Origin of the sequence: Pseudomonas sp. DL (assembly GCF_047199225.1) — a bacterium.
Taxonomy (GTDB): Bacteria; Pseudomonadota; Gammaproteobacteria; order Pseudomonadales; family Pseudomonadaceae; genus Pseudomonas; species Pseudomonas aeruginosa.
In genome coordinates this window covers 5,041,216-5,064,808 of sequence record NZ_CP178323.1, presented here as the reverse complement: position 1 = coordinate 5,064,808, position 23,593 = coordinate 5,041,216, and the positions used below count along the sequence as shown (strand labels likewise).

Sequence of the window (23,593 nt, the reverse complement as noted above, 5' to 3'; positions counted from 1 at the left end):
GACCTCAGTCGCCATCGTTGGCGTTGAAGCCCAGTTGCACGCCGAGGGCGCGGGCCAGGTCGCCTTCGTGCAGGCGGTGGACCACGTTCAGGCTGTCATAGAGGGCGTTGAGCTGGTTGCGCCCGTCTTCGCTGGCGAGCAGTTCGGAGAGCGGTTTCTGTTCCAGCGCCGCCAGCTTCGCGTGGCTTTCGGCGTAGGCGGCGTCGATCTTGCCGGCCAGGGCCTTCTGTTCGGCCGGCAGCAGGGTCTTCAGGCCCTTGCCGTCGATACCTTCCCAGAGCGCCTGGGCGCCGCTCAGGCTGGCGTCCAGGCTGGCCAGCGAGGCGTTGCTGCGCCAGGCCTCGGCCTGGTAGGGCTGGGGAATGCCCTTGCTCTGCCGGCCCAGCGGAGTACCGAGTTTCTTCTTCAGCATGTCCAGGGCGGTGACCTGGACCCGCAGCAGCTCGGCGATCGCCTCGTGGGCGTCGGCGTAGCGGTCGTTGGGGAACTTGCTCATCTGGGTGAGCATGCCGCCGTCGTTCTTCCAGCGCGCCAGGATGTCCTGGGCCAGTTGCTGCTGGTGGGTGCCGATGGCTTCCAGCAACGGGCAATAGCGGGCCTTGGTGGCGGCGTCGGCGAGGTCGATCTTGCTGTCGAAGAGGATGTATTCGTAGGCGGAGAGCCCCTGCACCACCACGCTGGCCTTGGCCAGGGCCGCGGCGTCGACCTGCGGGTTGTTCTTCAGCAACTGTTCGACCTGGCGCCCGACCAGGTCCTTCTTGTCCGGCCAGAACTGCACCTGCCAGGCGCGGTTGCCCTCGGCCAGCGGGCCGATCAGCAGCGGTTGCAGCTCGGCCCAGGCCTTCTGCGCGGCGTGGAACGCGTCGCGGGCCTTGGCCAGGTCTTCCTTGCCCTGGCAGTAGGCCAGGGCGCTGCTGGCCAGGGCCTGGTCGGCCTCCACCCAGCGGCTGTAGGTCGGCAGGATCACCTGTTGCGCCAGGGCGGCACTGGTGACGGCCTGCGGGTCTTGCGGCGAGCAGGCGCCGAGGGCGATGGCGAGGCTGGTCAAGAGCAGTCGTGGGCGGAACATGTGGGCTCCTCAGAGTGAATTCAGGAAGGCCAGCAGGGCGCTGCGCTGGTCGGCGTCGAAGCCGAGCACGTGCCGCTTGGCCGCTTCGGCTTCGCCGCCGTGCCAGAGGATCGCCTCCAGCAGATTGCGGGCGCGCCCGTCGTGGAGGAACTGGGTGTGGCCGTTGACCGTTTCGGTCAGGCCGATGCCCCATAGCGGCGGGGTTCGCCAGTCCCGCCCGCTGGCGAGAAATTCCGGGCGATTGTCCGCCAAGCCGTCGCCCATGTCATGCAGCAACAGGTCGGAATAGGGACGAATCCGCTGGTTGGCCAGCTCCGGCTCGCTGGCGTCGGAACCGGTAGTGAAGGCGGGAACGTGGCAGGCCACGCAGTTGGCCTGGGCGAACAGGCGCTTGCCGGCCAGCACCTGCGGGTCGTCCACCTTGCGCCGCGCCGGGACCGCCAGGTTGCGGCTGTAGAACAGCACCTGGGCGAAGATGTTGTCGCTGACTTCCGGCTCGCCGCCGTCGGGCGCCCGGCGGCACTCGACCTGGGCGGCGCTGCAGTCGTCGTGGGGCAGCAGGCTGCTGGTCAGGCCCATGTCGTTGGCGAAGGCGTGCGCGTTCTGCTGCGGGATATCCGGCTGGCCGGCCTTCCAGCCGAAGCGGCCGAGCGCGGTGCGCTGCCGCGCGGCATCCCAGACCTGGTTGGCGCGCCCGCGGATACCGTCGCCGTTGCGGTCGTCCGGATCGGCATTGGCCAGGATCGCCTCATCGGGAATCGCCTCGAGCAGGCCGAGCCCGATCATCGGCGGGGCGACGCGGGCGGAAAACATCGTCTGCGGATGCATCGGCCCATAGCCGAGCTGGCTGATCCGCAGGATCGGCTTGCGCAGTTCGACCTCGGTGCCGTCCTCGAACCTCACCTTCAGCGGCTCGTAGTCCATCCGCACCTTGCCTTCCGGGGCGACGCCGGGAATGCCGACGTCCTGCAACTGGCCGCCGTAGGTCGGCTCGGGAATCACCCCCTGGTGCAACAGGGTCTTGCCGTCCGCAGGGCCGGCCGGGATCGACAGGCGTACCAGCATCGACACCGCGCTGACCGCGTCCGCTCCCGGCGGGTGGCCGCGGCCGTCCTTCACATGGCAGTTCTGGCAGGCGTTGGTATTGAACAGCGGTCCCAGACCGTCGCGCGCGGTGGTGGAGGAAGGGGCGATCACCCAGGGGTTGCGGAAGAAACTGTTGCCCACGCTGAAGTCCAGGCGCCGGCTCGGGGCGAGGTTGGCGGAGGGCAGGGAGAAGGCGTTGCGGTCGCTTTGCAGCACCGTGGTCGCGCCCCCGGACAGGTGTTCGCCGGGCTCGGCGCGCAGCGGTTCGTCGTCGGCGCCGCATCCGCCCAGAAGGAGCGCCGTCAGGAGACAGGCAAGCGGCATGGAAGGTGACGGCAACGACATCGGCGAACATCCCGGGACTGCGTGGAAACAGCCCGCAAGCTTACCAGTTGGGGCTAATCAAAATAAGAGGGATTTGCGTTTGTAAAGGCCCGCGAAGTCCGCTTTCGAGGCCCTGAAACGCAGCGTGCGGCCATGGGCCGCACGCTGTTGGCGCAGGAAGGAATCAGAACTCGTGGTCGGCGTTGTCCGGCTTCAGGTCCTGGATACCCAGCTTGCCAGCGGCCTGCTCGATGGCGCCGGTCTGCTTGACCAGGGCGGCGATGGCGTCGCGGATCTTCTGCTGGCCGTCCTTGTTGTCCGGAGCGATCATCTGGTCGAAGTGCACGCCATCCTTCTCGGCGCTGTCGACGATGGCCTGCAGCTTGGCCTCGGTGTCGGCCAGGTCGGCCTTCAGGGTGTCGTTGGCGGCGGCGTCGGCCTTGGCGACCAGGTCGGCCAGGCTCGGGCCCTTGACCACGCTGCCGTCGATGCGCTTGTACTCGCCGAGGTAGATGTTGCGGATGCTCTTGCCGTTGAAGAACAGGGTGTGGTGGGTGTCGTCGCTGAAGCAGTCGTGCTCGTCTTCGGTGGAGTTGGCCTCCAGCGCGACCTTCATGCGCTCGCCGGCCAGTTCGCCGAGGGACAGGCTGCCCATGCCGAAGAACATCTTGCGCAGGCCGGTATCCACCGGTTCGGCTTCCAGCTTGGCGCGGTAGTTGTCGGCGACGCCGGCTTTCCACTGTCCGGCCATGTATTCGAGGTCGCTGACCAGCAGGTCGGTGACGGCCTTCAGGTAGGCGGCGCGACGGTCGCAATGGCCGCCGGTGCAGTCCTTGCCCTGGGCATAGTCGGTGGCGGGACGGTTGCCGGCGCCCGGACCGGTGCCGTTCAGGTCCTGGCCCCAGAGGAGGAACTCGATGGCGTGGTAGCCGGTGGCGACGTTGGCTTCGGAACCGCCCAGCTCGTTCAGGCTGGCCAGTTTCTCGCCGGTGATTTCCTTGACGTCGATCTTGTCTTCGCCGACCTGGATCTCGGTGTTGGCGACGATGTTGGCGGTGGCGCCAGGGTTGCCCAGGGCGTGCTGGTAGTCCTTGGCGACATAGTCGATCAGGCCTTCGTCCAGCGGCCAGGCGTTAACCTGTCCTTCCCAGTCGTCGATGATCGCGTTGCCGAAGCGGAAGGCTTCGCTCTGGGAGTAGGGGGTACGAGCGGCGAACCAGGCTTCCTTGGCGGCTTTCAGGGTCTCCGCGTCAGGCTTGGCGAGGAACGCGTCGATGGCTTTCTGCAGGTCCTTGGCGGTGCTCAGGGCATCGGCGAAGGTGGCTTCGGCGAGGTCCGCGTAGTTCTTGATCACCGCCTTGGCGGCGGCCTCGTCGACCTTGGCGGCCGGGGCGGCGGCGGGCGCGGCGGGCTGCGTGCTGGCCGCCGGTGTTGCGGGCGCTTCGGCTTTCTTGTCGTCGCCGCAGCCGGCGAGGGAGATGGCGAGGGCCAGCAGACTGGCGGTGGCCAGGGGCATACGAGTCATGGCGGATTCCTTTGCTTTATTGGTGGCGTGCCGAAGCGGCGTGCGCTTGTCGGAAACACCCGCGAGGGCGTTAAAAAACCGCCACATAATGCGAAAGATTTGCATTTTTGAAAAGGGCGCAGCGTGATCGCCGTCGTGCCTGGACATGTCGGGCGCAGCTAGAATGCCAGTATCTTCGTCCGGAGCTCCGTCCATGAGTCTGACCGCTATCGCTTTCTGGGTTGTCCTGCTGCTGCTCGCCGGCTACGCGGTGGTGCTCTACAACGGCCTGGTACGGCTGAAGCACGCCGTGGGCAAGGCCTGGGCCAACATCGACGTGCTCCTCAAGCAGCGCCATGACGAGTTGCCGAAGCTGGTCGAGGCCTGCAAGCAATACATGCAGCACGAGCGCGCCACCCTGGAGCGGGTCATCGCCGCCCGCAACGCCGTCGCCAGCGCCCGCGAGCGCGCCGACGTGAATGCCCTGGGCAAGGCCGAGAGCGGCCTGCGCGCCGGCCTGGGGCAGCTCTTCGCGCTGGCCGAGAACTACCCGCAGCTCAAGGCCAACGAAAGTTTCCAGTTCCTTTCCCAGCGCATCAGCGGCCTGGAGAACGGGATCGCCGATCGCCGCGAGCTGTACAACGAGGCGGTGAACCTGAACAACGTGCGCATCGAGCAATTTCCCGACCTGCTGATCGCTCGTGTCGCTGGCTTCAAGGCCGCCGAGCTGTTGCAGTTCAGCGAGGCGGAGAAGGCCGACGTCGATCTCAAGGCCCTGTTCGGCTGAGATGGACTTCGACCTGCGCTGGCTGTTCATCGCCGCCAGCCTGGGGCTCTGCGCCTGGGCCGGCTGGCAGTTCGTGCACCGCCTTGCCCGGGCGCGCCTGCTCGGCGACGTACCGACCTCGCGGATCCGTTCGGCGGCGCAGGGTTTCGTCGAACTCTACGGGGTGCTCGAGGAGGGCCCGGAAGGCCCGCTGCAGGCTCCCTTGACCGGCAAGCCGTGCCTGTGGTGGCGCTACCGCATCGAAGTCGAGGAAAAGCGCAGTGGCCGCGAGAAGGCCTGGCGCACCGTCGACAAAGGTGCCAGCGAGTCGCCATTCGGCTTGCGCGATGCCACCGATGCCTGCCTGGTCGACCCACGCGGCGCCGAGGTGCGACCCTTGACCCTGCAGCGCTGGGAGGCTTTTCGCGAAGCACCGATCGATACCCTGCGACTGCTGGAGAGCTTCGGCACCCTGGTCGGCGGAGAGCGGCTCTACCGCTACACCGAGGAGCGCCTGCATGCCGGCGAGCCGCTCTATGCGCTGGGCGAATTCCGCAGCAGCGGTGGCGGTCGCCAGGGACTCGATGCCGAACGGGCGCAGGGTGCGGTGATCCGTGAATGGAAGGGCGATTTCCACGGGCTGCTGGCGCGCTTCGACAGCGACGGCAACGGCGAGCTGGACGAGCGCGAATGGAACCGGGTGCGCCTGGCGGCACGGCTGGAGGCCGAGGATCGGCATCGGGCAAGCAGCGCCGCGCCGACCCGCCACCGGCTCGGCAAGCCGGGGGAGGCGCATCCCTTCATTCTCTCCAGCCAGGGCGAGGACGATCTCGCCGTGCAACTGCGCCGCCAGGCGGCGGGGGCCGCGTTGCTCTGCCTGGGCAGCGCGCTATTGGCGGGCTGGCTGTTCAGCCGCCTGTTCTGATCAGGGCCGTTCGCTGCTGGTGGCCTGGCTCAGGCGTCGCGCCTGCTTGAGGTACTGGGTCAGTTCCCTGGCCGGCAGCGGCTTGCTGTACAGGTAGCCCTGACCTTCGTTGCAACCTTCGGCGATGATGTACGCCTCCTGCTCGGCGGTTTCCACGCCCTCGGCGATCACCTGCATGCCCAGGCTCTTGCCGAGCTGGATGATGGCGCGAACGATGGTCGCGTCGTCCTCGTCCTGCAGCAGGTCCTGGACGAAACTCTTGTCGATCTTGATCTTGTCCAGCGGCAGGCTCTTCAGGTAGCTCAGCGAGGAATAGCCGGTGCCGAAATCGTCGATGGCGATCAGCGCGCCGGCGCGGCGCAGGCTGAGGAGGTGCTGGGCGGCAGTGGAGATGTCCTCCATCAGGCCGGTCTCGGTGACTTCCAGCTCCAGGCTGCGCGCCGGCAGGCGGTAGACCTGCAGCAGGTTGCTGACCACCCGTGGCAGGGCGTTGTGGTGGAGCTGCACGGTGGAAAGATTGACCGCCATGCGCAGGTCGTCGAAGCCCTGGTCGTGCCATTCGCGCAACTGCCGGCAGGCCTGGTCGAGCACCCACTCGCCGATGCTGAAGATGCTGCCGTTCTGTTCCGCCAGCGGGATGAACAGGTCCGGCGGGACGAAGCCGTGCAACGGATGTTGCCAGCGCAGCAGCGCCTCGACGCCGACCACGCGGTGGTCGCGGTAGTCCACCTGCGGCTGGTAGACGAGGTGCAGCTCGTGGCGCTGCAGGGCGTCGCGCAGGTCCTTTTCCAGTTCCCGGCGGCGACGCATCTCGCTGTCCACGCTGGCGATGTAGAACTGGTAGCGGTTGCGCGAGCGGGTCTTGGCCAGGGTCATGGTCTGCTCGGCCTTCTGCAGCAGTTTCTCCGTGGTCTCGCCGTCCTCGGGGAACAGGGTGATACCGATGGTGGCGCGCAGGCGCACCTCGTGCTGGTCGATCTCGAACGGCGCTTCCAGGCCGTCGAGGATGCTCTGCGCCAGTTCGGCCGCCTCGTAGGGTTGCTCGATGTCGGCCTGGACCAGGGCGAACTGGTCGCCGCCCAGGCGCGCCAGCGAACCGAGCCGCGCGCTGTGCCCGCGCAGGCGGTCGGCGAGGGCGATCAGCAACTGGTCGCCGAGCTGGTAGGTGTACTGCTCGTTGATCCCCTTGAAATCGTCGAGGCCCAGGCACAGCACTGCTACCCGGCGCTGCTGGCGGCCGGCGCCGTCGAGGATCTGGTCGAGTTGCTGTTGCAGCAACTGGCGGTTCGGCAGGCCGGTGAGGAAGTCGTACTGGGAAATGCGCAGCAGGTTGTCTTCGGCCTCGCGGCGCAGGTGGCTGTTGCTTTCGATCGAGGCGAGCAACTGGTTGGCGGTGGTCACCCAGAGCCCCAGCTCGTTGCGTTCGTGCCCCTTGAGCAGCGGCAACTGGTGCTGGCTGGGGCGGTCGGGATTGATGCTGACCAGGTGCTCGATGATCTTCGACAGCGGCTTGGTCAGCATCCAGTGGTAGACCAGGAACAGCACCAGGCCCATGGCCAGGGCGCGGAGAATGCCGGAGATGAAGATGATTTCCGAAGTGGTGACGAAGTTCTCGCCGTAGGGCGCGGTGTCCAGGGTGATCTTCAGGTCGCCGTAGTATTCGCTATAGGGCGGGCGGCCGATCAGTCGAATGCTGAAGGTGCGTTCCTGGCCGAGGATCGGGTCGGTCAGCCAGCGCGTCGGCAGGTCCAGCAGCGGCCTGGATTTCTCCGCCAGCATCGGCTCGCCGGGATGGCCGATGCTCGCCTGGCGCACCGCCTCGTGCTGGAACAGGCCTTCGAGGACCTGCATCGCCATTTCCCGGTCGAGGCTGTAGACCGCCTGGGTGGAAGGGTCGCGGACCATCGCGAGGATGCGTTGGGCGTCGCTGCTCACCGCCTGCTTGGCCTTGTAGGCGTCGAAGACGATCTGCGCGCAACTGAGCACTACGCCAACGGCCAGCGCCGCCAGTAGCACGACACGCAGCAGCTTGAGCGAGAGGCTGTGTCGGGAGTCCAGTTTCAAGGGGCCTTCCTTGTTCGTCGCCAGGGCGAAAGACAAGCCGGTAGGAAGAGCTTGTTTACCTCAAGAGGCTATCACGAGCGAAGGTCTACCAGTTCCTGAGGGTAGACGATGGCTCCTGGACCGCAGATTAAAACGAAAAAGCCCGGCGAATGCCGGGCTTTTTCGTGGTTCTGATCAGACTCAGGCAGCGAAATTCTTCGCTACGAAGTCCCAGTTGACCAGGTTCCAGAACGCCTCGACGTACTTCGGACGCAGGTTGCGGTAGTCGATGTAGTAGGCGTGTTCCCAGACGTCGCAGGTCAGCAGCGGGGTGTCGCCGCTGGTCAGCGGGTTGCCGGCACCGATGGTGCTGGCCAGGGCCAGGGAGCCGTCGGCCTTCTTCACCAGCCAGCCCCAGCCGGAACCGAAGGTGCCGACGGAAGTCTTGGTGAACTCTTCCTTGAACTTGTCGAAGGAGCCGAAGGCGGCGTTGATGGCGTCGGCCAGGGCGCCGGTGGGCTGGCCACCGCCGTTCGGGCTCAGGCAGTTCCAGTAGAAGGTGTGGTTCCACACCTGGGCGGCGTTGTTGAAGATGCCGCCGGAGGAGCTCTTGACGATCTCTTCGAGGCTCTTGCCTTCGAACTCGGTACCCGGGATCAGGTTGTTCAGGTTCACCACGTAGGTGTTGTGGTGCTTGTCGTGGTGGTATTCCAGGGTTTCTGCGGAAATGTGCGGCTCAAGGGCGTTCTTTTCGTAAGGCAGCGGCGGCAATTCGAAAGCCATGGTGTCTCTCCTATTCTTCCTCAGGTCAGGACTGGCGCGGCTAGCGCGCGACCGGTTCACGGGGCCGGTCCGATGCCTGTCCGGGAGCCCGTCCTGGATCCCCGGGGGGACGTTCGGCGGAGCGCTCCGGAAAGGGCGCCGGGTGCGACTCGGAGCCTAGGCTCCCAGTGCCGCGAACTCCGGATCATAGCACCCGTGTCGGGGCATATCCACGCAGCAACTGTAGGGGCAAAGGCCGGCGGCGGCGCGCTGCGACGGGCTTCTGCAAGCTCGCCGGCGAACACCGCCACATTCTCTCTGGACTGCCTGGCGGCGCGAGGGTTCGCTCGGGAAGACAGAAACCGCGTTATCCCCGGAACAGCAGTTGCGCGGCCATGCCCAGCATCATGGCCGCCACCATCAGGTCGAGCAGGCGCCAGGTGGCCGGGCGCGCCAGCCAGGGGGCCAGCCATGCCGCGCCGAGGGCGAGGGCGAAGAACCACATCAGCGAGGCGCTGGCCGCGCCGAGGGCATAGGCGCCCGGCGCGGCCTGCTGGGCGCCGAGCGAACCGATAAGAAGTACGGTATCGAGATAGACGTGGGGGTTGAGCAGGGTGACCGCCAGTGCCGCCAGAAGCACCGCCTTGCGCGAGCGTGGCCCGGTTTCCGCGGCGTTGCCGAGGGCGTCCGGGCGCAACGCGCGAAGCAGCGCCTTGAGCCCGTACCAGGTCAGGAAGGCGATCCCGCCCCAGCGGGCGATGGCCAGCAGCGTCGGGTTTTCCAGCAGCAGCTTGGCCAGGCCGAACACGCCGAGGCTGACCAGCACCGCGTCGCAGAACACGCAGAGCGCGGCTACCGAGAGGTGATGCTCGCGGCGCAGGCTCTGCGCGAGGACGAAGGCATTCTGCGCGCCGATGGCGATGATCAGGCCGGCAGCCACCAGGATGCCGTTGAGATAGCTCTGCCACATGTCAGTGTGCCTCCGCCGCCAGCCGCTGGAGCACGGCGAGGGCGCGCCGGCCCTCGTCGCGGGCGACGAACAGGTGGTCGTGGAAATAGCCGGCCATCACGTTGCAACTGATCCCGGCTTCGGCCAGCGCCGTGGCGAAGGCGGCGGTCAGGCCCACCGCCGCCAACGAGGAGTGCACCGTCAGGGTGATCCAGGCCGCCACGTATTCGTAGGGCAGGCCCAGGCGTTCGGCCTGCCGGCGTTCGAGCACCAGGGTCAGGCCCTCGCGCTCGCGGAAGCTGGCGAGCGGCTCGGCGCCGTTCGGCAGCGCGCCAGCGGCGCAGGTACAGAACACATAGTCGCCGGGATTGAGTTCGGGAGTGAGCGTGCGCAGCAGGGGGCGCAGCGAGGTTTCGCCAGCCATGGTCGGTCCGCGTCGGGTGGATCGGAAAAGTGCTGGCGAGTGTGGCCGCGGGCGGTTTATAAGGAAAACGAATCCTGCTGATCTCTCATTAGGAAAACTGATTTTGTTCGACTACAAGTTGCTCGCCGCGCTGGCCGCAGTGGTGGAGCAGGGCGGTTTCGAGCGCGCCGCACAGGCGCTGGGGCTGTCGCAGTCGGCGGTATCGCAGCGGATCAAGCTGCTCGAGGCGCGGGTCGGCCAGCCGGTCCTGGTGCGCGAGACGCCGCCGCATCCCACCGATCTCGGGCGCCGCCTGCTCAACCATGTGCAGCAGGTGCGGCTGCTGGAGGGCGACCTGCAGCGCTGGGTGCCGAACCTGGATGAAGGCGGTGCCCCGGAACGCCTGCGCATCGCTCTCAACGCCGATAGCCTGGCGACCTGGTGGGCCGCCGCGGTGGGCGATTTCTGCGCCGAGCGGCGGGTGCTGCTGGACCTTGTGGTGGAGGACCAGGAGGTCGGGCTCAAGCGCATGCGCGCGGGCGAAGTGGCGGGCTGCGTCTGCGGTAGCGCGCGGCCGGTGGCCGGCGCGCGTTCGCTGCTGCTCGGAGCCATGCGTTATCGCGGCCTGGCCAGCCCGGATTTCATTGCCCGGCACTTTCCCCGCGGGGTCGAGGCGGCCGCCCTGGCCGGCGTGCCGGCGATCGTGTTCGGCCCGGACGACCTGCTGCAACACCGCTTTCTCAAGGACCTCGGCGTCGAGGGCGGTTTCATCCACCACCTCTGCCCGTCCTCGGAAGGTTTCGTCCGCCTCACCGCCGGCGGTCTCGGCTGGGGCCTGGTGCCGGAGCGCCAGGTGCAAGGCGAGCTGGCGCGCGGCGAACTGGTCGAGCTGCTGCCCGGCCAGGTCATCGACGTACCGTTGTACTGGCACTACTGGCGCAACGGCGGCGAACTGCTCGCGTCGCTCACCGAGCACCTGCTCGCCCGCGCCGGCGACGGCTTGGTGCGGGTGTCAGGCTGATCAGCCGATGACGGTGATTCGTCCGGAGCCGGGCAACGATTCGACGCAGCGCGCGCCGAGCAACCGCGATGGCGTGAAGTAGCCGCCGGGACCCTGGTAGTCCAGCAGGTGGCGCACTGCCAGGAGCACGCCGTGCAGGGTCAGGTCGTACACGTTGGCCGTCTCCAGGCGCGCCGTGCGGCGTTCGCCGCGGGCGTTGCGCGCCTCGCCCCAGACCCAGGTGCGCAGGCGCTCGCGGGCCGCCTGGTCGGGGCCGGCGATGCGTTTGTCGACCTGCCCCTTGAGCCAGTCCTGGACCCGTTGCCGACCGAGCAGCGGACGCAGCGGGTCGATCAGGCGCATGCCCAGGGCCAGCAGCGGCGGCGCCGGCAGGTAGACCTCGATGTCCGGGATGCCGGTGCTGTAGTAGGCGGTGGCCACGTCGCCCCAGGGAATCGTCACGGCGTGCCGCAGGCCGCGGCCGAAATCGATGTCGCGGCGCTTGTAGCCCAGCGGCACGTCGCGCAGGCGGCCATTCTCGCGGATCTTGCCGCCGAACTTGAGGCCTTCGACGCTGGTCTTCGCGGTTCCCGTCGAAAGCCCGCTGCCGGTGTCGAAGCCCAGCGCCAGCCGTTGCGCGTCCGGCAGCGCCTCCTTCAGGCAGGCAGCCAGGCAATCGGTGGGGATCACATCGAAGCCGACGCCCGGGCAGACCACGATGCCGGCCTCGCGGGCCTCGGCGTCGCCGGCGTGGGCCTGCTCGAACACCGCGATCTCTCCAGTGATATCCACGTAGTGGGTGCCGGCGGCGCGGCAGGCGGCGATCATCGGCGTGCTGGTGGCAGAGAACGGACCGGCGCAATGGGCCACCACCTTCACCTGGTCCAGGGCTTCGCGGCAGGCCTGCGGATCCCCCAGGTCGAAGACCCGGCACTCCAGCCCGAGCTGGCTGCCGAGCGCGTGCAGGGCGGCCGGGTTGCGTCCGCCGAGGAGCGGCGTCAGGCCCTCGCGCTGCGCCTGTTCAGCGACCAGCCGGCCGGTGTAGCCGTTGGCGCCATAGATCATCCAGTGACTGGCCATGGTGCGTCTCCCAGCGTGCAGGTGGCTTTCAGGTTAGACCTTGTAGCGCGCAGCGCCGCTTCTGTCGCCCAACGCAAGTCGTGCCGGCGGCCCGCAAGGTCGTTGTTCTGGCATGCTGTGCCAGTGGTGGCGCGGCTCCGGGTTGCTAGAGTCGCGGCACAAGAAGAACAACGGGAGAAACGCAATGCGGATTCTGGTAACGGGGGCGACGGGCTTCATCGGCGGGCGTTTCGCTCGCTTCGCCCTGGAGCAGGGCCTGTCGGTACGGGTCAGCGGTCGTCGTGCGGACGCGGTGGAACATCTGGTGGCGCGGGGCGCCGAGTTCGTTCCCGGCGACCTCGCCGACCCGGCGCTGGTCCTGCGCCTCTGCGAGGATGTCGAGGCGGTGGTGCATTGTGCCGGCGCGGTCGGAGTCTGGGGGCCGCGCGAACGCTTCCTGGCGGCCAACGTCGGGCTTGCCGAGAGCGTCGTCGAGGCCTGCATGCGGCAAAAGGTGCGGCGCCTGGTGCATCTGTCGTCGCCGTCGATCTATTTCGACGGGCGCGACCACCTGGACCTGAACGAAGAGTACGTACCCCGGCGTTTTTCCGACCATTACGGGGCGACCAAGTACCAGGCCGAGCAACTGGTGCTCAGCGCTCGCGACCTGGGCCTGGAAGTGTTGGCGCTGCGTCCGCGCTTCGTGGTCGGCGCCGGCGACACCAGCATCTTCCCGCGAATGATCCAGGCCCACCGCAAGGGACGCCTGCGGATCCTCGGCAACGGCCTGAACCGGGTCGACTTCACCAGCGTGCACAATCTCAACGACGCGCTGTTCAGTTGCCTGCTGGCCGGCGAGCCGGCGCTGGGCAAGGTCTACAACATCAGCAACGGGCAGCCGGTACCGTTCTGGGATGCGGTCAACTACGTGATGCGCCAGCTCGACCTGCCGCCGGTCGGCGGTCACCTGCCGTATGCCGTCGGCTATGGCCTGGCGGCGCTCAACGAAGGCGTCTGCCGGATCCTGCCGGGGCGCCCGGAGCCGGTGCTGTTCCGCCTGGGCATGGCGGTGATGGCGAAGAACTTCACCCTGGACATCAACCGCGCCCGCGAATACCTCGACTACGACCCGCGGGTCAGCCTGTGGACCGCGCTCGACGAGTTCTGCGCCTGGTGGCGCGCCCAGGGACTCTGATCAGCCGCGCAACGGGCCGGCGTATTGTCGGCTCGGCGCCTGCGCGGGCAACAGGGAAGGTTCCGCCGGCGGCAGCGCGACCCCGCTGAGCCTGCCGAGGCGCTGTCCCAGCTCCCGCGTCGTCGCATCGCCGGAGCGGGCGCAGGCCGCCTGCATCGCGGCGATCGCATCGCGTTGCTGGAAGTGGATATCCAGCGCCTGTTCCTCGCGCAGGCGTCGGCGCACGGCGCGCATGCAATCCAGCAAGGATTTGTTCAACTCCATGCATCCTCCGGCTCTCGAATCTGCCCGGCAATGCCCAGGCAAGCGACGTGCCATGCGGGCCGCGGACCAGCGCCGGCGTGCGGGGCGGGGAACCGCTGGCGGCCTGCGGCGGTCTGTGCCGGACAACGTTCGCTCCGTCTTGGGGCGCACGGCTTCGCGGTGGAGCGCCCCGGTCCGGCAATTTGCTTCGAGCAGACGCTGAAGGGGCGGGGCCGAACCGATATAATGCGCCATTCGGCCCTTTCTCCAGGCCTCCGGCAGGATGCCGTTCCCCTTCACAGGTTTTCACCATGCGTAACGATGCTTTCGACGAACTCGACGATGTGCCCAGCCTGACCACCGATGCTGCCGACCGTGATGAATTCGGCCACCACCCGCGGCACGTCTACGAACCGGAGCAGCGCCGGGTCGTCGACACCAAGGAGCGCCGTCCGGCCTCTACCGGCCCGCTCTGGGCCCTGCTCGGGGCGATGCTGATCGCCCTCGCCGGGGTGGGTTGGTGGAGCCACCAGCAAATCAGCCTGATGGAACAGCAGTTGGTGGCGACCCAGGAAAGCTTCGTAAGGATCAGCGAGGAAGCCGCCGGGCGCCTCGACGACATTCGCGGCAAGGTGGTCGCCAGCGAGTCCAGCGTCACCAGCGAACGCGAGGCTCTGCGCCTGCAGGTCAAGCAACTGCAGGAGAAACTCGGCAGCCAGGAACGCCAGCAGGCCGATGTGAGCAACCAGTTCGGCGGCCAGGGCAAACGCCTCGACCAACTGGCCAGCGATCTCAAGGCCCAGCAGGAAAGCGCGGCGCAACTGGTCGCGCAACTGGACGGCAAGCTGCAGACACTGGCCGCCGAACAGGAGAAGCTGAAAGCCCTGCAGGTCGAACTGGGCAAGACCAACGAGCAACTCAAGGCCCTCGGCGGCGATGTCGCGGCGCTGAAGAAGCAGGGCAACCCGAGCCAGACGATCAAGGGTATCCAGGATGACCTGCTGGTATTGCGCAGCCAGCTCGACAACCGCCCGGCCCAGGGCGGCAATACCGCCGAGTTCGACGCCTTCCGCACCCAGGTGATGCGCAACATCAACACCCTCCAGGCCCAGGTGCAGAACCTGCAGCAGCAGCTCAATACCCGCTGACCCCTTGCGCCGCCAGCCGCCCGTCGCACCGGGCGCTGGCGGCGACAGTTCGCCGCGCCCGGCGAAAATCCCCGCTTCCATTGCTCTGGATCAGCGAATCCGCTGCTCCTCCACTCCGATACTGCGTCCTTAAGCGAGCCTTAAGTGAGAGTCGTTTAGATTCTCGGTCACCGGCCAGGGAGGCCATTGGTCCCTTCCTCTGCCTGGAATCCGCCATGAGCGCATTGCAACCGTCCCGTTCCTACCGCATCACCGGTTATTCCCCCGCCATCAGCAACGGCTATCGCCAACGCCTGTTCTCCATGGGGCTTCTGCCCGGCGCGGCGCTGCGCGTGGTGCGCATCGCCCCGCTGGGCGACCCGATCCAGGTCGAGACCCGCCAGACCAGCCTGGCGCTGCGGCGCAAGGACCTCGCCCTGCTGACCCTCGTCCCGCTCGACTGACCCCGCCCGGAATCCCCATGACCGCATTGACCCTCGGCCTGATCGGCAATCCCAACTCCGGCAAGACCACCCTGTTCAACCAGCTCACCGGCTCGCGCCAGCGGGTCGGCAACTGGGCCGGCGTCACCGTGGAGCGCAAGGAGGGTGCGTTCCATACCGTCCGTCACGCGGTACGCCTGGTCGACCTGCCCGGCACCTATTCGTTGACCAGCGTTTCCGCCCAGGCCTCGCTGGACGAGCAGATCGCCTGCCGCTACATCGCCAGCGGCGAAGTGGACGTGCTGGTCAACGTGGTGGATGCGGCGAACCTGGAGCGCAACCTGTACCTCACGGTGCAACTGCGGGAGATGGGCATCCCCTGCATCGTCGCGCTGAACATGCTCGACATCGCCCGTAGCCAGCGTATCCGCATCGATATCGACGGTCTGGCGCGGCGTCTCGGTTGCCCGGTGGTGCCGCTGGTGTCTACCCGCGCCGATGGCATCGACGAGCTGAAGGCGGCCATCGACGAGTTGCAGGTCCCGCAGGCGGCGCTGGCGGTGGACTACCCGCCGGCCATCCAGGCGCAGGTCAGCTACCTCCTGGAAACGCGCGCTCCGGCGGCCTCGGCCATCGAGCCGCGCTGGCTGGCGTTACAGGCGCTGGAAGGCGACATCTTCAACGGCCCGGCGCTGGGCTTGCCACCCGCCACCCTGGAACAGGCGCGCCAGGGCTGCGGCGAGGAGCCCGAGCTGGCGATCGTCGATGCGCGCTACCGACTGATCGGCGAGATCTGTGCGGCGGTCTGCGACCACCAGCAGGCTCAGCCGCACCGGCTGACCCAATGGCTCGACCGGGTCGTCCTGAATCGCTGGCTGGGTCTGCCGATCTTCCTGCTGGTGATGTACCTGATGTTCTTCTTCGCCATCAACATCGGCGGGGCGCTACAGCCGATCTTCGACAAGGGCTCGTCGGCGATCTTCATCGACGGCATCCAGTGGCTGGGTATCCGCTTCGGCCTGCCCGATTGGCTCACGGTGTTCCTCGCCCAGGGCATCGGTGGCGGGGTCAACACGGTGTTGCCGCTGGTGCCGCAGATCGGCTTGATGTACCTGTTCCTCTCGCTGCTCGAGGATTCCGGCTACATGGCACGCGCGGCCTTCGTCATGGACCGCCTGATGCAGGCGCTGGGCCTGCCGGGCAAGTCGTTCGTGCCGCTGATCGTCGGTTTCGGCTGCAACGTACCGTCGATCATGGGCGCGCGGACCCTGGACGCGCAGCGCGAGCGGCTGATTACCATCATGATGGCGCCGTTCATGTCCTGCGGCGCGCGCCTGGCGATTTTCGCCGTATTCGCCGGGGCCTTCTTCGGCCAGGGCGGCGCGCTGGTGATCTTCTCCCTGTACCTGCTCGGCATCGTCGTGGCGATCCTCACCGGGCTGTTGCTCAAGCACACTTTGATGCGCGGCGAGGCCTCGCCGTTCGTCATGGAACTGCCGCTGTACCATGTGCCACACCTTAAGAGCCTGCTGCTGCAGACCTGGTCGCGCCTGCGCGGCTTCGTGGTGCGGGCCGGCAAGGTGATCATCCTGGTCAGCCTGGTGATCGGCGGCCTGAACAGCATCACCCTCGACGGCAAGCCGGTGCAGGGCGACATCGGCCATTCCGCGCTGGCCAGCGTCAGCCAGCGTCTCACTCCGCTGCTGGCGCCGCTCGGGGTGCAGCCGGACAACTGGCAGGCCACCGTCGGCCTGGTCACCGGGGCGATGGCCAAGGAAGTGGTGGTCGGCACCCTGAACACCCTCTACACCGCCGAGCAGATCCAGGGCGAGGCCTTCGACTACGAAGGCTACGACCTGCCCGGGCAACTGCGCGACGCCCTGGTCGAAACCTGGGACGGCCTGGTCGATACCTTCAGCCTCAGCGTGCTGGCCAACCCGGTGGAGGCGAGCATGGCCGACGGCGACATGGAGACCGGCTCGATGGGCACCATGGCGAGCAAGTTCGGCAGCCCCATCGCGGCCTACAGCTATCTGGTCTTCGTCCTGCTCTACGTGCCCTGCGTGACCGCCATGGGCGCGATCGCTCGGGAAAGCAGCAAGGGCTGGATGGCTTTCTCGGTGCTCTGGGGGCTGAACGTCGCCTACTCGCTGGCGACCCTCTGCTACCAGGTCGCCACCTTCGCCGCGCACCCCGAGCGTAGCGTCCTGACCATCGCCGTGGTGCTGCTCTTCAACCTGATCCTGATGACCTGCCTGCGTCTGTTCGGCCGTGAGCAGGTACTGCAACTGCCAGGCCGAATGGCCGATGCCCCGAGCGGGCAGGGAGGATGTCACTGATGGCGACACTCATGCAGATCCGCGCCGCCCTGGAAGACGGCCAGGCGCGTGGGCTGAAACAGCTCAGCCGCCAGGTGGACGCGCCGCCGGCGCTGGTGGAGGCGATCCTGGAGCGGCTGATCGCGCTCGGCAAGGTCGAGCGGGTGGCTGCGCAAAGCTCGGGCGGTTGCGGCGGCGGTTGCAAGGGCTGCGCCCAGCGCGATCCGTGCGCGGAGCCGGAGCCGTATTTCCGCCTGCGCTAGACGGGCAAAGCACAGAGCCCGCCACGGCAAGCGTGGCGGGCTCTGTCCTGGCTGGCGCGATCAGGCCAGGGTCGGATAGTCCAGGTAGCCTTCGGTGCCGCCGGTATAGAAGGTCTCCGGGCGCGGCGGGTTCAGTTCGGCGCCCTGGCGCAGGCGTTCGACCAGGTCCGGGTTGGCGATGAAGGGGACGCCGAAGGCCACCGCATCGGCGTCGCCCTTGGCCAGGATGGCGTTGGCGCTGTCGAGGGTGAACTTCTCGTTGGCGATGTAGGGTCCGCCGAAGGCTTTCTTCAGGGCTACGCCGATGCTGTCGTCGGCCTGCGCTTCGCGGGCGCAGATGAAGGCGATGCCGCGCTTGCCCAGCTCACGGGCGACATGGCTGAAGGTTTCCAGGCGGTTGGAATCGCCCATGTCGTGGGAGTCGGCACGCGGCGCCAGGTGTACGCCGACGCGCTGGGCGCCCCATACGGAGATCGCTGCGTCGGTGACTTCCAGCAGCAGGCGCGCGCGGTTCTCGATGGAGCCGCCGTAGCGGTCGGTGCGCTTGTTGGTGCTGTCCTGGAGGAACTGGTCGAGCAGGTAGCCGTTGGCGCCGTGGATCTCCACGCCGTCGAAGCCGGCGGCCTTGGCCCGCTCGGCGCCCTGGCGGTAGGCCTCGACGATGTCGGCGATCTCCTCGGTGTCCAGCGCGCGCGGGGTGACGTAGGGACGCTTCGGGCGCACCAGGCTGACGTGCCCCTCGGCGGCGATGGCGCTCGGCGCCACCGGCAGCTCGCCATTCAGGTAGAGCGGATCGGAAATCCGCCCGACGTGCCAGAGTTGCAGGAAGATGCGCCCGCCGGCGGCGTGCACCGCCTTGGTCACGTTGCTCCAGCCACGGACCTGGTCATCGGACCAGATGCCGGGGGTGTCGGGGTAGCCCACGCCCATCGGCGTGACCGCGGTGGCCTCGCTGAGGATCAGGCCTGCATCGGCGCGCTGGGCGTAGTACTCGGCCATCAGGGCGTTGGGCACGCGGCCTTCATCGGCGCGGCAGCGGGTCAGCGGCGCCATGACGATGCGGTTGGGCAGCTCGAGGTCGCCGAGCACGATGGGATCGAACAGAGTAGCCATGGAACATCCTCCACTAGGGAATAGACGGACAGGGGATCAATCGAGGACCGGCTGCGCCTGGGCGCGGCCGTTTCCGGAAAAGGCGATCAGGGTGGCCAGTAGCGCCAGCGCGGCCAGCGCGGCGGCGGCCAGCGGCACGCGGGTCAGGCCCAGGCCGTGGTCGATGACGCTGCCGCCGACCCAGGCGCCGAGCGCGTTGCCGACGTTGAAGGCGCCGATGTTCAGGGTCGCCACCAGGTTCGGCGCGGCATGCCCGACGCGGACCACGTTGACCTGCAGCGCGGGCACCGCGGCGAAGGCGGCGGCGGCCCAGAAGAACAGGGTGATTTCCGCCGGCAGCAGGGCCTGGCTGGTCCAGCTGAACAGCGCCGAGACCAGCGCCATGGCGGCGAACACCGCGGCCATGGTGGTGCCCAGGCGCCAGTCGGCGAGGCGGCCGCCGATCACGTTGCCGACGGTCAGGCCGACGCCGATCAGCAGCAGGGTCCAGGTCACGCCGCGCGGGCTGACCCCGGTGACTTCGCCGAGCAGCGGCGCGACGTAGGTGAACAGGGCGAACATCGAGGCGGCGAACAGCACGGTGGTGCCCAGGGCCAGCCACAGCGACGGGTTCTTCAGCGCGGACATTTCCTGGCGCAGGTCGACCTTCTCTTCCTCGCGGTCGTTTGGCAGCACCCTGGCCAGGCCGACGAAGGCGACCACGCCGATCAGGGTCACCACCCAGAAGGTCGCGCGCCAGCCGGCTTCCTGGCCGAGCGCGGTACCCAGCGGCACGCCGAGCACGTTGGCCAGGGTCAGGCCGGTGAACATCAGGGCCACGGCGGAAGCGCGGCGGTTCGGCGCCACCAGGCTGGCGGCGACCACCGAGCCGATGCCGAAGAAGGCGCCATGGCAGAGCGCGGTGACGATCCGCGCCAGCATCAGCAGGCCGTAGTTGGCGGCCACCGCGCAGAGCAGGTTGCCGACGATGAAGATGCCCATCAGCGCGAGCAGGGCTTTCTTGCGTTCCAGGCGGGCGGTGGCCATGGCCATCAACGGGGCGCCGAAGGCCACGGCGAAGGCGTAGCCGCTGATCAGCCAGCCGGCGCTGGGAATGGATACCCGCAGGTCGCCGGCGACCTGCGGCAGCAGGCCCATGATGACGAATTCGGTGGTACCGATGGCAAAGGCGGATAAAGCGAGGACGAGAAGAGACGCCGGCATCGGTCGAGCTCCTGGACTGCGAGGTGGTGGGGTGGAAGCGAGTGCTGCTTACAGCTCGTCGCCGAGTTGGTCGAGGAAGGCCTGGATGGTCTCCTCGTTGCGCTTGAAGAAGTTCCACTGGCCGACCCGGCGGCTGGTCACCAGACCGGCGCGTTGCAGGGTGGCGAGGTGTACCGATACGGTGGACTGGGAGAGACCGGTACGCTGGTCGAACTTGCCGGCGCAGACGCCGATCTCGAACGGGTGGTCCTGCTCGACGAAGTACTTCTCCGGTTCCTTCAGCCAGCGCAGCATGTCGCGTCGCACCGGGTGGGAGAGAGCCTTGATGATTTCGTCGATGTCCAGTGGCATGGCGGTGGTCCGTTGGCCGTCCATATCGGGTTGGGACGAACTATATATCGGTGTGGGACGATATGGGGATCGATTGCGACGATAGTCGCTATCGACAGGGCTGATGACGATGATCGAAACGACGGTTCCGTCCCTGGGGTAAGCTAGCCCGCATGAACTACCTCGCGCATCTCCACCTCGGCGGCCCGCAACCGGCCCAACTGCTCGGCAGCCTGTACGGCGACTTCGTCAAGGGCCGCCTGCAGGGACAATGGCCGGACGAGATCGAGCGGGCCATCCAGTTGCACCGGCGCATCGACGCCTTCACCGACAGCCATCCACTGGTGCATGCGGCCAAGCGGCGCTTCCCGCTGGAGCGCCGGCGTTTCGCCGGCGTCCTGCTGGACGTGTTCTTCGACCACTGCCTGGCGCGCGACTGGAACGACTACGCCGACGAACCGCTGCCGCAGTTCGTCGAGCGGGTCTACGGCACCCTGCGCACCGCCTCGCCGCTGCCGGAGCGCCTGGCGCGCATCGCGCCGCGGATGGCGGCCCAGGACTGGTTGGGCAGCTACCGCGAGTTCGCGGTCTTGCGCGAAGTGCTGGGCGGTATGTCGCGGAGGCTGTCGCGACCGCACCTGCTGGACGGCTCCTGGGAAGAACTGGCCCAGCGCTACGATGACCTGAGCGCGGATTTCCGCGCCTTCTACCCGCAACTCCAGGCTTTCGCCCTGAGCCAGCGCTGAGCCTGGCGCAGCGGCCATTGGCCCGGCCGGCGGAATCACCTATCAATTGTTTCAGTCCGAAGCATCCGCTTGATGCACATCAACCGGCAGCGGTCGCGTCGATCGTTCAATGGGGCCGACGTTCAACGCTCTGCCAATGGAGGTGGAAGATGAAACGAATCCTGGTGGCGACCGACCTGTCCTCGCGTTCCGAGCTGGCGGTCATGCGCGCCGCGGCGCTGGCCAAGGCGAGGAATGCCGAACTGACCGTGCTGAACGTGCTCGACGACGACCAGCCGCCGGTGCTGATCGCGCCGCAACGGCTGGCCATCGCCAACCTGCTGGAAGTGAACGGACAGGCCCTGAAGGAGCGCCTCGGCGTCGAGTCCAAGGCGATCGTGCGGGTCGGCGATCCGGTGGTGGTGATCAACGCGGTGGCCGAGGAGATCGGCGCCGACCTGCTGGTGATGGGCGCGCACCGGCACACGCCGCTGCGCGACCTGTTCATCGGCACCACCCTGGAGCGGGTGGTACGCAATGCGAAGATCCCGGTGCTGCGCGCGGCCGGTGCGCCGGAAGAGGAGTACCGCCGGGTGCTGCTGGCGCTGGACTTCTCGCCGACCTCGACGCGCGCGGTGCAGATGGCCGGCCAGCTCGGCTTCCTCGACGCCGCCAGCCTCACCGCGCTGCATGCCTTCGAGCCGTTCGCCAAAGGCATGATGCGTTATTCGGGGATCAAGGAAGACCGCGTCGAGCATTACGTCGACCAGGAGGAACTCAAGGCCAACGTCGAGCTGCGCGACTACGTCGCCGGCCTGGGGCTGGGCCGCGAGGACATCCAGTTGCGCGTCGGCGAAGGCTTGCCGATCAACGTGATCATGACCGAGGTACGCCGCCAGGCGCCGCAGTTGACGGTGCTCGGCACCCAGGGCCTGACCGGCTTCCGCCGCGCGCTGATCGGCAGCGTGGCCGAGGCGGCCCTCGGCGACCTACCGTGCGACGTGCTGGCGGTGCCGCCCAAGCGCGACTAGGCGGCGCGCCGGGTTTGCGTAGTGGCGGCAGTGCCGAACAGCGCCAGGCGCACCGCCTGCTGGGCCTGGCGGGCCAGTTCGGCGCGGTCCAGGCCCTGGCTGGGGATTGGTTCCAGCAGCTGGATATGCACGCTGCCGCGCTCGCCGCGCAGCAGGCGGCCGAGGTGGCTGAGCAAGTCGTCGTCGCCGATGAACGGCGCCTGCGCATCAGGCACGCCGTCGCGGCGGTAGCTGATCGCCACCGGCTGCACCGCCACGCCGGCTTCCAGGGCGCTGGCCATCAGGCGACCGTGGAAGGTGCGCAGGCTTTCGCCGTTGGTGGTGGTGCCTTCCGGGAAGATCAGCAGGTTGCGCCCACGGTGCAGTTGTTCGGCCAAGCGCTGGTTGATCAGCCGGCTGTCGCCCGAGCCGCGGCGGATGAACAGGGTGCCGGCCTTTTCCGCCAGCCAGCCGGCCAGCGGCCAGGCACGCACCTCGGCCTTGGACAGGAAGGTCAGCGGCGCCAGGGCGCCGAGCAGCGGGATATCGGTCCAGGACACATGGTTGGCTACCCACAGCATGGGTTGCCGGGGCGCTTCGCCGCTGACCCTGACCTCGAAGGGCAGGGCCGCGCAGAGGCGCGCCAGCCACCAGCGGGTCAGGCGCTGGCGCAGCGGCGTGACGTCGGCGCCGGGCAGCCGCTCGCGCAGGCTGACCCAAGCGGCCAGGCCCAGTCCGAGCGCGACCAGCCCGAGCAGGCGTGCGCTGCGCAGCAGCAGGCGCAGCCGCGCCATCAGACCGCTGCCTTGAAGTGGCGGGCGTAGCGCGGGCAGAGTTCGTCGCGCTTGAGCAGGATGAACACGTCGGCGACCTGGAAATCCGGGTCCCAGCAAGGCTCGCCGCAGATCTTGGCGCCCAGGCGCATGTAGGCCTTGAGCAGCGGCGGCAGCTCGGCGGTGAGGTTTTCCGGGACGTCCAGCGGCGGCAGCGGGTTCTTCGGCTCGGCCTGCAGGTAGTCGGTGCACAGGTAGCGTTCGCGCAGCCGCTGCATCACCGCCTTGGCCTGCATACCGCCGTCGCGCATGGGAATGCTGGCGCAGCCCATCAGGTAGCGGTAGCCGCCCTCGTTGAGGACCTCGGCGAGTTCGCCCCAGAGTACCGCGATGGTGGCGCCGTTGCGGTATTCGGGAGCGACGCAGGTGCGGCCGATCTCCAGGACCGGGCCGTGCAGGGCGTCGAGGCCGGAGAGGTGGAACTCCTCTTCGCTGTAGAAGCGCCCGAGGCGTTCGGCGGCGCGATGGTCGAGCAGCCGGGTGGTGGCCACCAGGGCGCCGCTGTCGAGGTCGCGGACGCCGATGTGCGCGCAGTGACGGTCGTAGTCGTCGCGGTCGAGGCCGTCTTCGGCGCCTTCGAGCTTGGCGTCGAACTCGGCGCTGAATACGCGGTAGCGCAGGGCCTGGGCCTCGCGCAGGGCGCGGGCGCCGTTCAGGCGCTCGGCCTTCAGGCGGCGTCCGGCGACGGGTTCGCGGGTAATGGCGGTCTGGGTCATGCCTGGGCCTCCTTGGGCCGGCGCCGCGGGTTGCGGCCGCTCGGCTTTGTTGTGCAAGCTCAGGCTAGGAAGGCGCGGTGTCACCCCTGTGACAGGGGCGTGATGCTTGTATGACATTGTCGCCGGATGTAACGCGCCGTTGTTCAACGCTGGCACCCTCGGCAGGATGCCGGTTCCGACACAT

Annotated in this window: 24 protein-coding genes; 10 read left to right on the top strand and 14 right to left on the bottom strand. The window is 67.9% G+C overall.

Features of this window, described 5'->3' with window-relative positions; all coding sequences use genetic code 11:
• Nucleotides 1-4: 4 nt before the first annotated feature.
• The 3 genes from ACI766_RS23660 to ACI766_RS23650 form a co-directional block, all read right to left on the bottom strand.
• Nucleotides 5-1,069: an imelysin family protein gene (locus ACI766_RS23660; RefSeq protein WP_003116197.1), complete on the bottom strand. Its 1,065-nt coding sequence runs from the start codon at nt 1,067-1,069 to the stop codon at nt 5-7.
• Between the two features lie 9 nt (nt 1,070-1,078).
• Nucleotides 1,079-2,500 carry a di-heme oxidoredictase family protein gene (locus ACI766_RS23655; RefSeq protein WP_003141253.1) on the bottom strand — a complete coding sequence of 474 codons (1,422 nt, stop codon included), beginning with the start codon at nt 2,498-2,500 and terminating at the stop codon, nt 1,079-1,081.
• Between the two features lie 163 nt (nt 2,501-2,663).
• Nucleotides 2,664-4,004, bottom strand: coding sequence for an imelysin family protein (locus ACI766_RS23650; protein WP_003112765.1), 1,341 nt, complete (start codon nt 4,002-4,004; stop codon nt 2,664-2,666).
• A gap of 193 nt (nt 4,005-4,197) precedes the next feature.
• Between ACI766_RS23650 and ACI766_RS23645 the strand changes: the two genes are divergently transcribed.
• A complete protein-coding gene (locus ACI766_RS23645; protein WP_003094011.1) occupies nt 4,198-4,770 on the top strand; it encodes a LemA family protein in 573 nt (190 codons plus the stop codon).
• A gap of 1 nt (nt 4,771) precedes the next feature.
• Nucleotides 4,772-5,674, top strand: a complete 903-nt coding sequence (locus tag ACI766_RS23640; RefSeq protein WP_003116195.1) for a GIDE domain-containing protein — start codon at nt 4,772-4,774, stop codon at nt 5,672-5,674.
• On the opposite strand, the gene bifA is transcribed toward ACI766_RS23640, so the two are convergent.
• The 4 genes from bifA to ACI766_RS23620 all read right to left on the bottom strand — a co-directional run bounded on the left by bifA (nt 5,675) and on the right by ACI766_RS23620 (nt 9,852).
• Nucleotides 5,675-7,738: a cyclic-di-GMP phosphodiesterase BifA gene (gene bifA, locus ACI766_RS23635; RefSeq protein ID WP_003094007.1), complete on the bottom strand. Its 2,064-nt coding sequence runs from the start codon at nt 7,736-7,738 to the stop codon at nt 5,675-5,677. It lies immediately after the preceding gene.
• 180 nt (nt 7,739-7,918) lie between these two features.
• Nucleotides 7,919-8,500, bottom strand: a complete 582-nt coding sequence (sodB, locus tag ACI766_RS23630) for a superoxide dismutase [Fe] (protein WP_003094005.1) — start codon at nt 8,498-8,500, stop codon at nt 7,919-7,921.
• 346 nt (nt 8,501-8,846) lie between these two features.
• Nucleotides 8,847-9,449 carry a LysE/ArgO family amino acid transporter gene (locus ACI766_RS23625; RefSeq protein WP_003094003.1) on the bottom strand — a complete coding sequence of 201 codons (603 nt, stop codon included), beginning with the start codon at nt 9,447-9,449 and terminating at the stop codon, nt 8,847-8,849.
• Between the two features lies 1 nt (nt 9,450).
• The gene (locus ACI766_RS23620) at nt 9,451-9,852 is read right to left on the bottom strand and encodes an ACT domain-containing protein (RefSeq protein WP_023087796.1); all 402 of its coding nucleotides are present in this window, start codon (nt 9,850-9,852) and stop codon (nt 9,451-9,453) included.
• A gap of 97 nt (nt 9,853-9,949) precedes the next feature.
• Here ACI766_RS23620 and ACI766_RS23615 point away from each other — a divergent pair, with 97 nt between their 5' ends.
• Nucleotides 9,950-10,852, top strand: coding sequence for a LysR family transcriptional regulator ArgP (locus tag ACI766_RS23615; protein ID WP_003120877.1), 903 nt, complete (start codon nt 9,950-9,952; stop codon nt 10,850-10,852).
• Here the strand turns inward: ACI766_RS23615 and ACI766_RS23610 are convergent, their stop codons facing one another.
• Nucleotides 10,853-11,911 carry a saccharopine dehydrogenase family protein gene (locus ACI766_RS23610; RefSeq protein WP_003093996.1) on the bottom strand — a complete coding sequence of 353 codons (1,059 nt, stop codon included), beginning with the start codon at nt 11,909-11,911 and terminating at the stop codon, nt 10,853-10,855.
• Between the two features lie 184 nt (nt 11,912-12,095).
• On the opposite strand from ACI766_RS23610, the gene ACI766_RS23605 reads away from it, so the two are divergent.
• Complete coding sequence (locus ACI766_RS23605; protein ID WP_003103823.1) at nt 12,096-13,085, top strand: NAD-dependent epimerase/dehydratase family protein; 990 nt, start codon at nt 12,096-12,098, stop codon at nt 13,083-13,085.
• On the opposite strand, the gene ACI766_RS23600 is transcribed toward ACI766_RS23605, so the two are convergent.
• On the bottom strand, nt 13,086-13,349 hold the full coding sequence (locus tag ACI766_RS23600; RefSeq protein ID WP_003103821.1) for a hypothetical protein: 264 nt from the start codon (nt 13,347-13,349) through the stop codon (nt 13,086-13,088).
• 290 nt (nt 13,350-13,639) lie between these two features.
• Between ACI766_RS23600 and ACI766_RS23595 the strand changes: the two genes are divergently transcribed.
• From ACI766_RS23595 to ACI766_RS23580, 4 genes are all read left to right on the top strand, one after another.
• Nucleotides 13,640-14,476: an ATPase gene (locus ACI766_RS23595; protein WP_003093989.1), complete on the top strand. Its 837-nt coding sequence runs from the start codon at nt 13,640-13,642 to the stop codon at nt 14,474-14,476.
• Nucleotides 14,477-14,691: 215 nt separating this feature from the next.
• Complete coding sequence (feoA, locus tag ACI766_RS23590; protein WP_003103819.1) at nt 14,692-14,919, top strand: ferrous iron transporter A; 228 nt, start codon at nt 14,692-14,694, stop codon at nt 14,917-14,919.
• Between the two features lie 17 nt (nt 14,920-14,936).
• Entirely contained in the window at nt 14,937-17,237 is a 2,301-nt protein-coding gene (feoB, locus tag ACI766_RS23585) for a Fe(2+) transporter permease subunit FeoB (RefSeq protein WP_012614517.1), read from the top strand.
• Nucleotides 17,237-17,479: a FeoC-like transcriptional regulator gene (locus tag ACI766_RS23580; RefSeq protein ID WP_003093982.1), complete on the top strand. Its 243-nt coding sequence runs from the start codon at nt 17,237-17,239 to the stop codon at nt 17,477-17,479. The genes feoB and ACI766_RS23580 overlap by 1 nt, the downstream gene beginning before the upstream one ends.
• 60 nt (nt 17,480-17,539) lie before the next feature.
• Here ACI766_RS23580 and ACI766_RS23575 read toward each other — a convergent pair whose 3' ends face one another.
• From ACI766_RS23575 to pyeR, 3 genes are read right to left on the bottom strand one after another with little or no spacing between them, the layout of a single operon-like run.
• Nucleotides 17,540-18,592, bottom strand: coding sequence for an alkene reductase (locus tag ACI766_RS23575; protein WP_003093980.1), 1,053 nt, complete (start codon nt 18,590-18,592; stop codon nt 17,540-17,542).
• 36 nt (nt 18,593-18,628) lie between these two features.
• Nucleotides 18,629-19,795: an MFS transporter gene (locus tag ACI766_RS23570; RefSeq protein WP_003103801.1), complete on the bottom strand. Its 1,167-nt coding sequence runs from the start codon at nt 19,793-19,795 to the stop codon at nt 18,629-18,631.
• A gap of 48 nt (nt 19,796-19,843) precedes the next feature.
• Nucleotides 19,844-20,146 carry an ArsR family transcriptional repressor PyeR gene (gene pyeR, locus ACI766_RS23565; protein ID WP_003093978.1) on the bottom strand — a complete coding sequence of 101 codons (303 nt, stop codon included), beginning with the start codon at nt 20,144-20,146 and terminating at the stop codon, nt 19,844-19,846.
• 152 nt (nt 20,147-20,298) lie between these two features.
• On the opposite strand from pyeR, the gene ACI766_RS23560 reads away from it, so the two are divergent.
• Nucleotides 20,299-20,871, top strand: coding sequence for an ACP phosphodiesterase (locus ACI766_RS23560; protein WP_003093976.1), 573 nt, complete (start codon nt 20,299-20,301; stop codon nt 20,869-20,871).
• A gap of 149 nt (nt 20,872-21,020) precedes the next feature.
• On the top strand, nt 21,021-21,881 hold the full coding sequence (locus ACI766_RS23555; RefSeq protein WP_003093974.1) for a universal stress protein: 861 nt from the start codon (nt 21,021-21,023) through the stop codon (nt 21,879-21,881).
• On the opposite strand, the gene olsA is transcribed toward ACI766_RS23555, so the two are convergent.
• Together olsA and olsB are read right to left on the bottom strand one after the other, a co-directional pair.
• Entirely contained in the window at nt 21,878-22,654 is a 777-nt protein-coding gene (gene olsA, locus ACI766_RS23550; protein WP_003103796.1) for a lyso-ornithine lipid O-acyltransferase, read from the bottom strand. The genes ACI766_RS23555 and olsA overlap by 4 nt on opposite strands.
• Nucleotides 22,654-23,409, bottom strand: a complete 756-nt coding sequence (gene olsB / locus ACI766_RS23545; RefSeq protein WP_003093970.1) for an L-ornithine N(alpha)-acyltransferase — start codon at nt 23,407-23,409, stop codon at nt 22,654-22,656. Before olsB ends, olsA begins: the two co-directional genes overlap by 1 nt.
• Between the last annotated feature and the right edge of the window lie 184 nt (nt 23,410-23,593).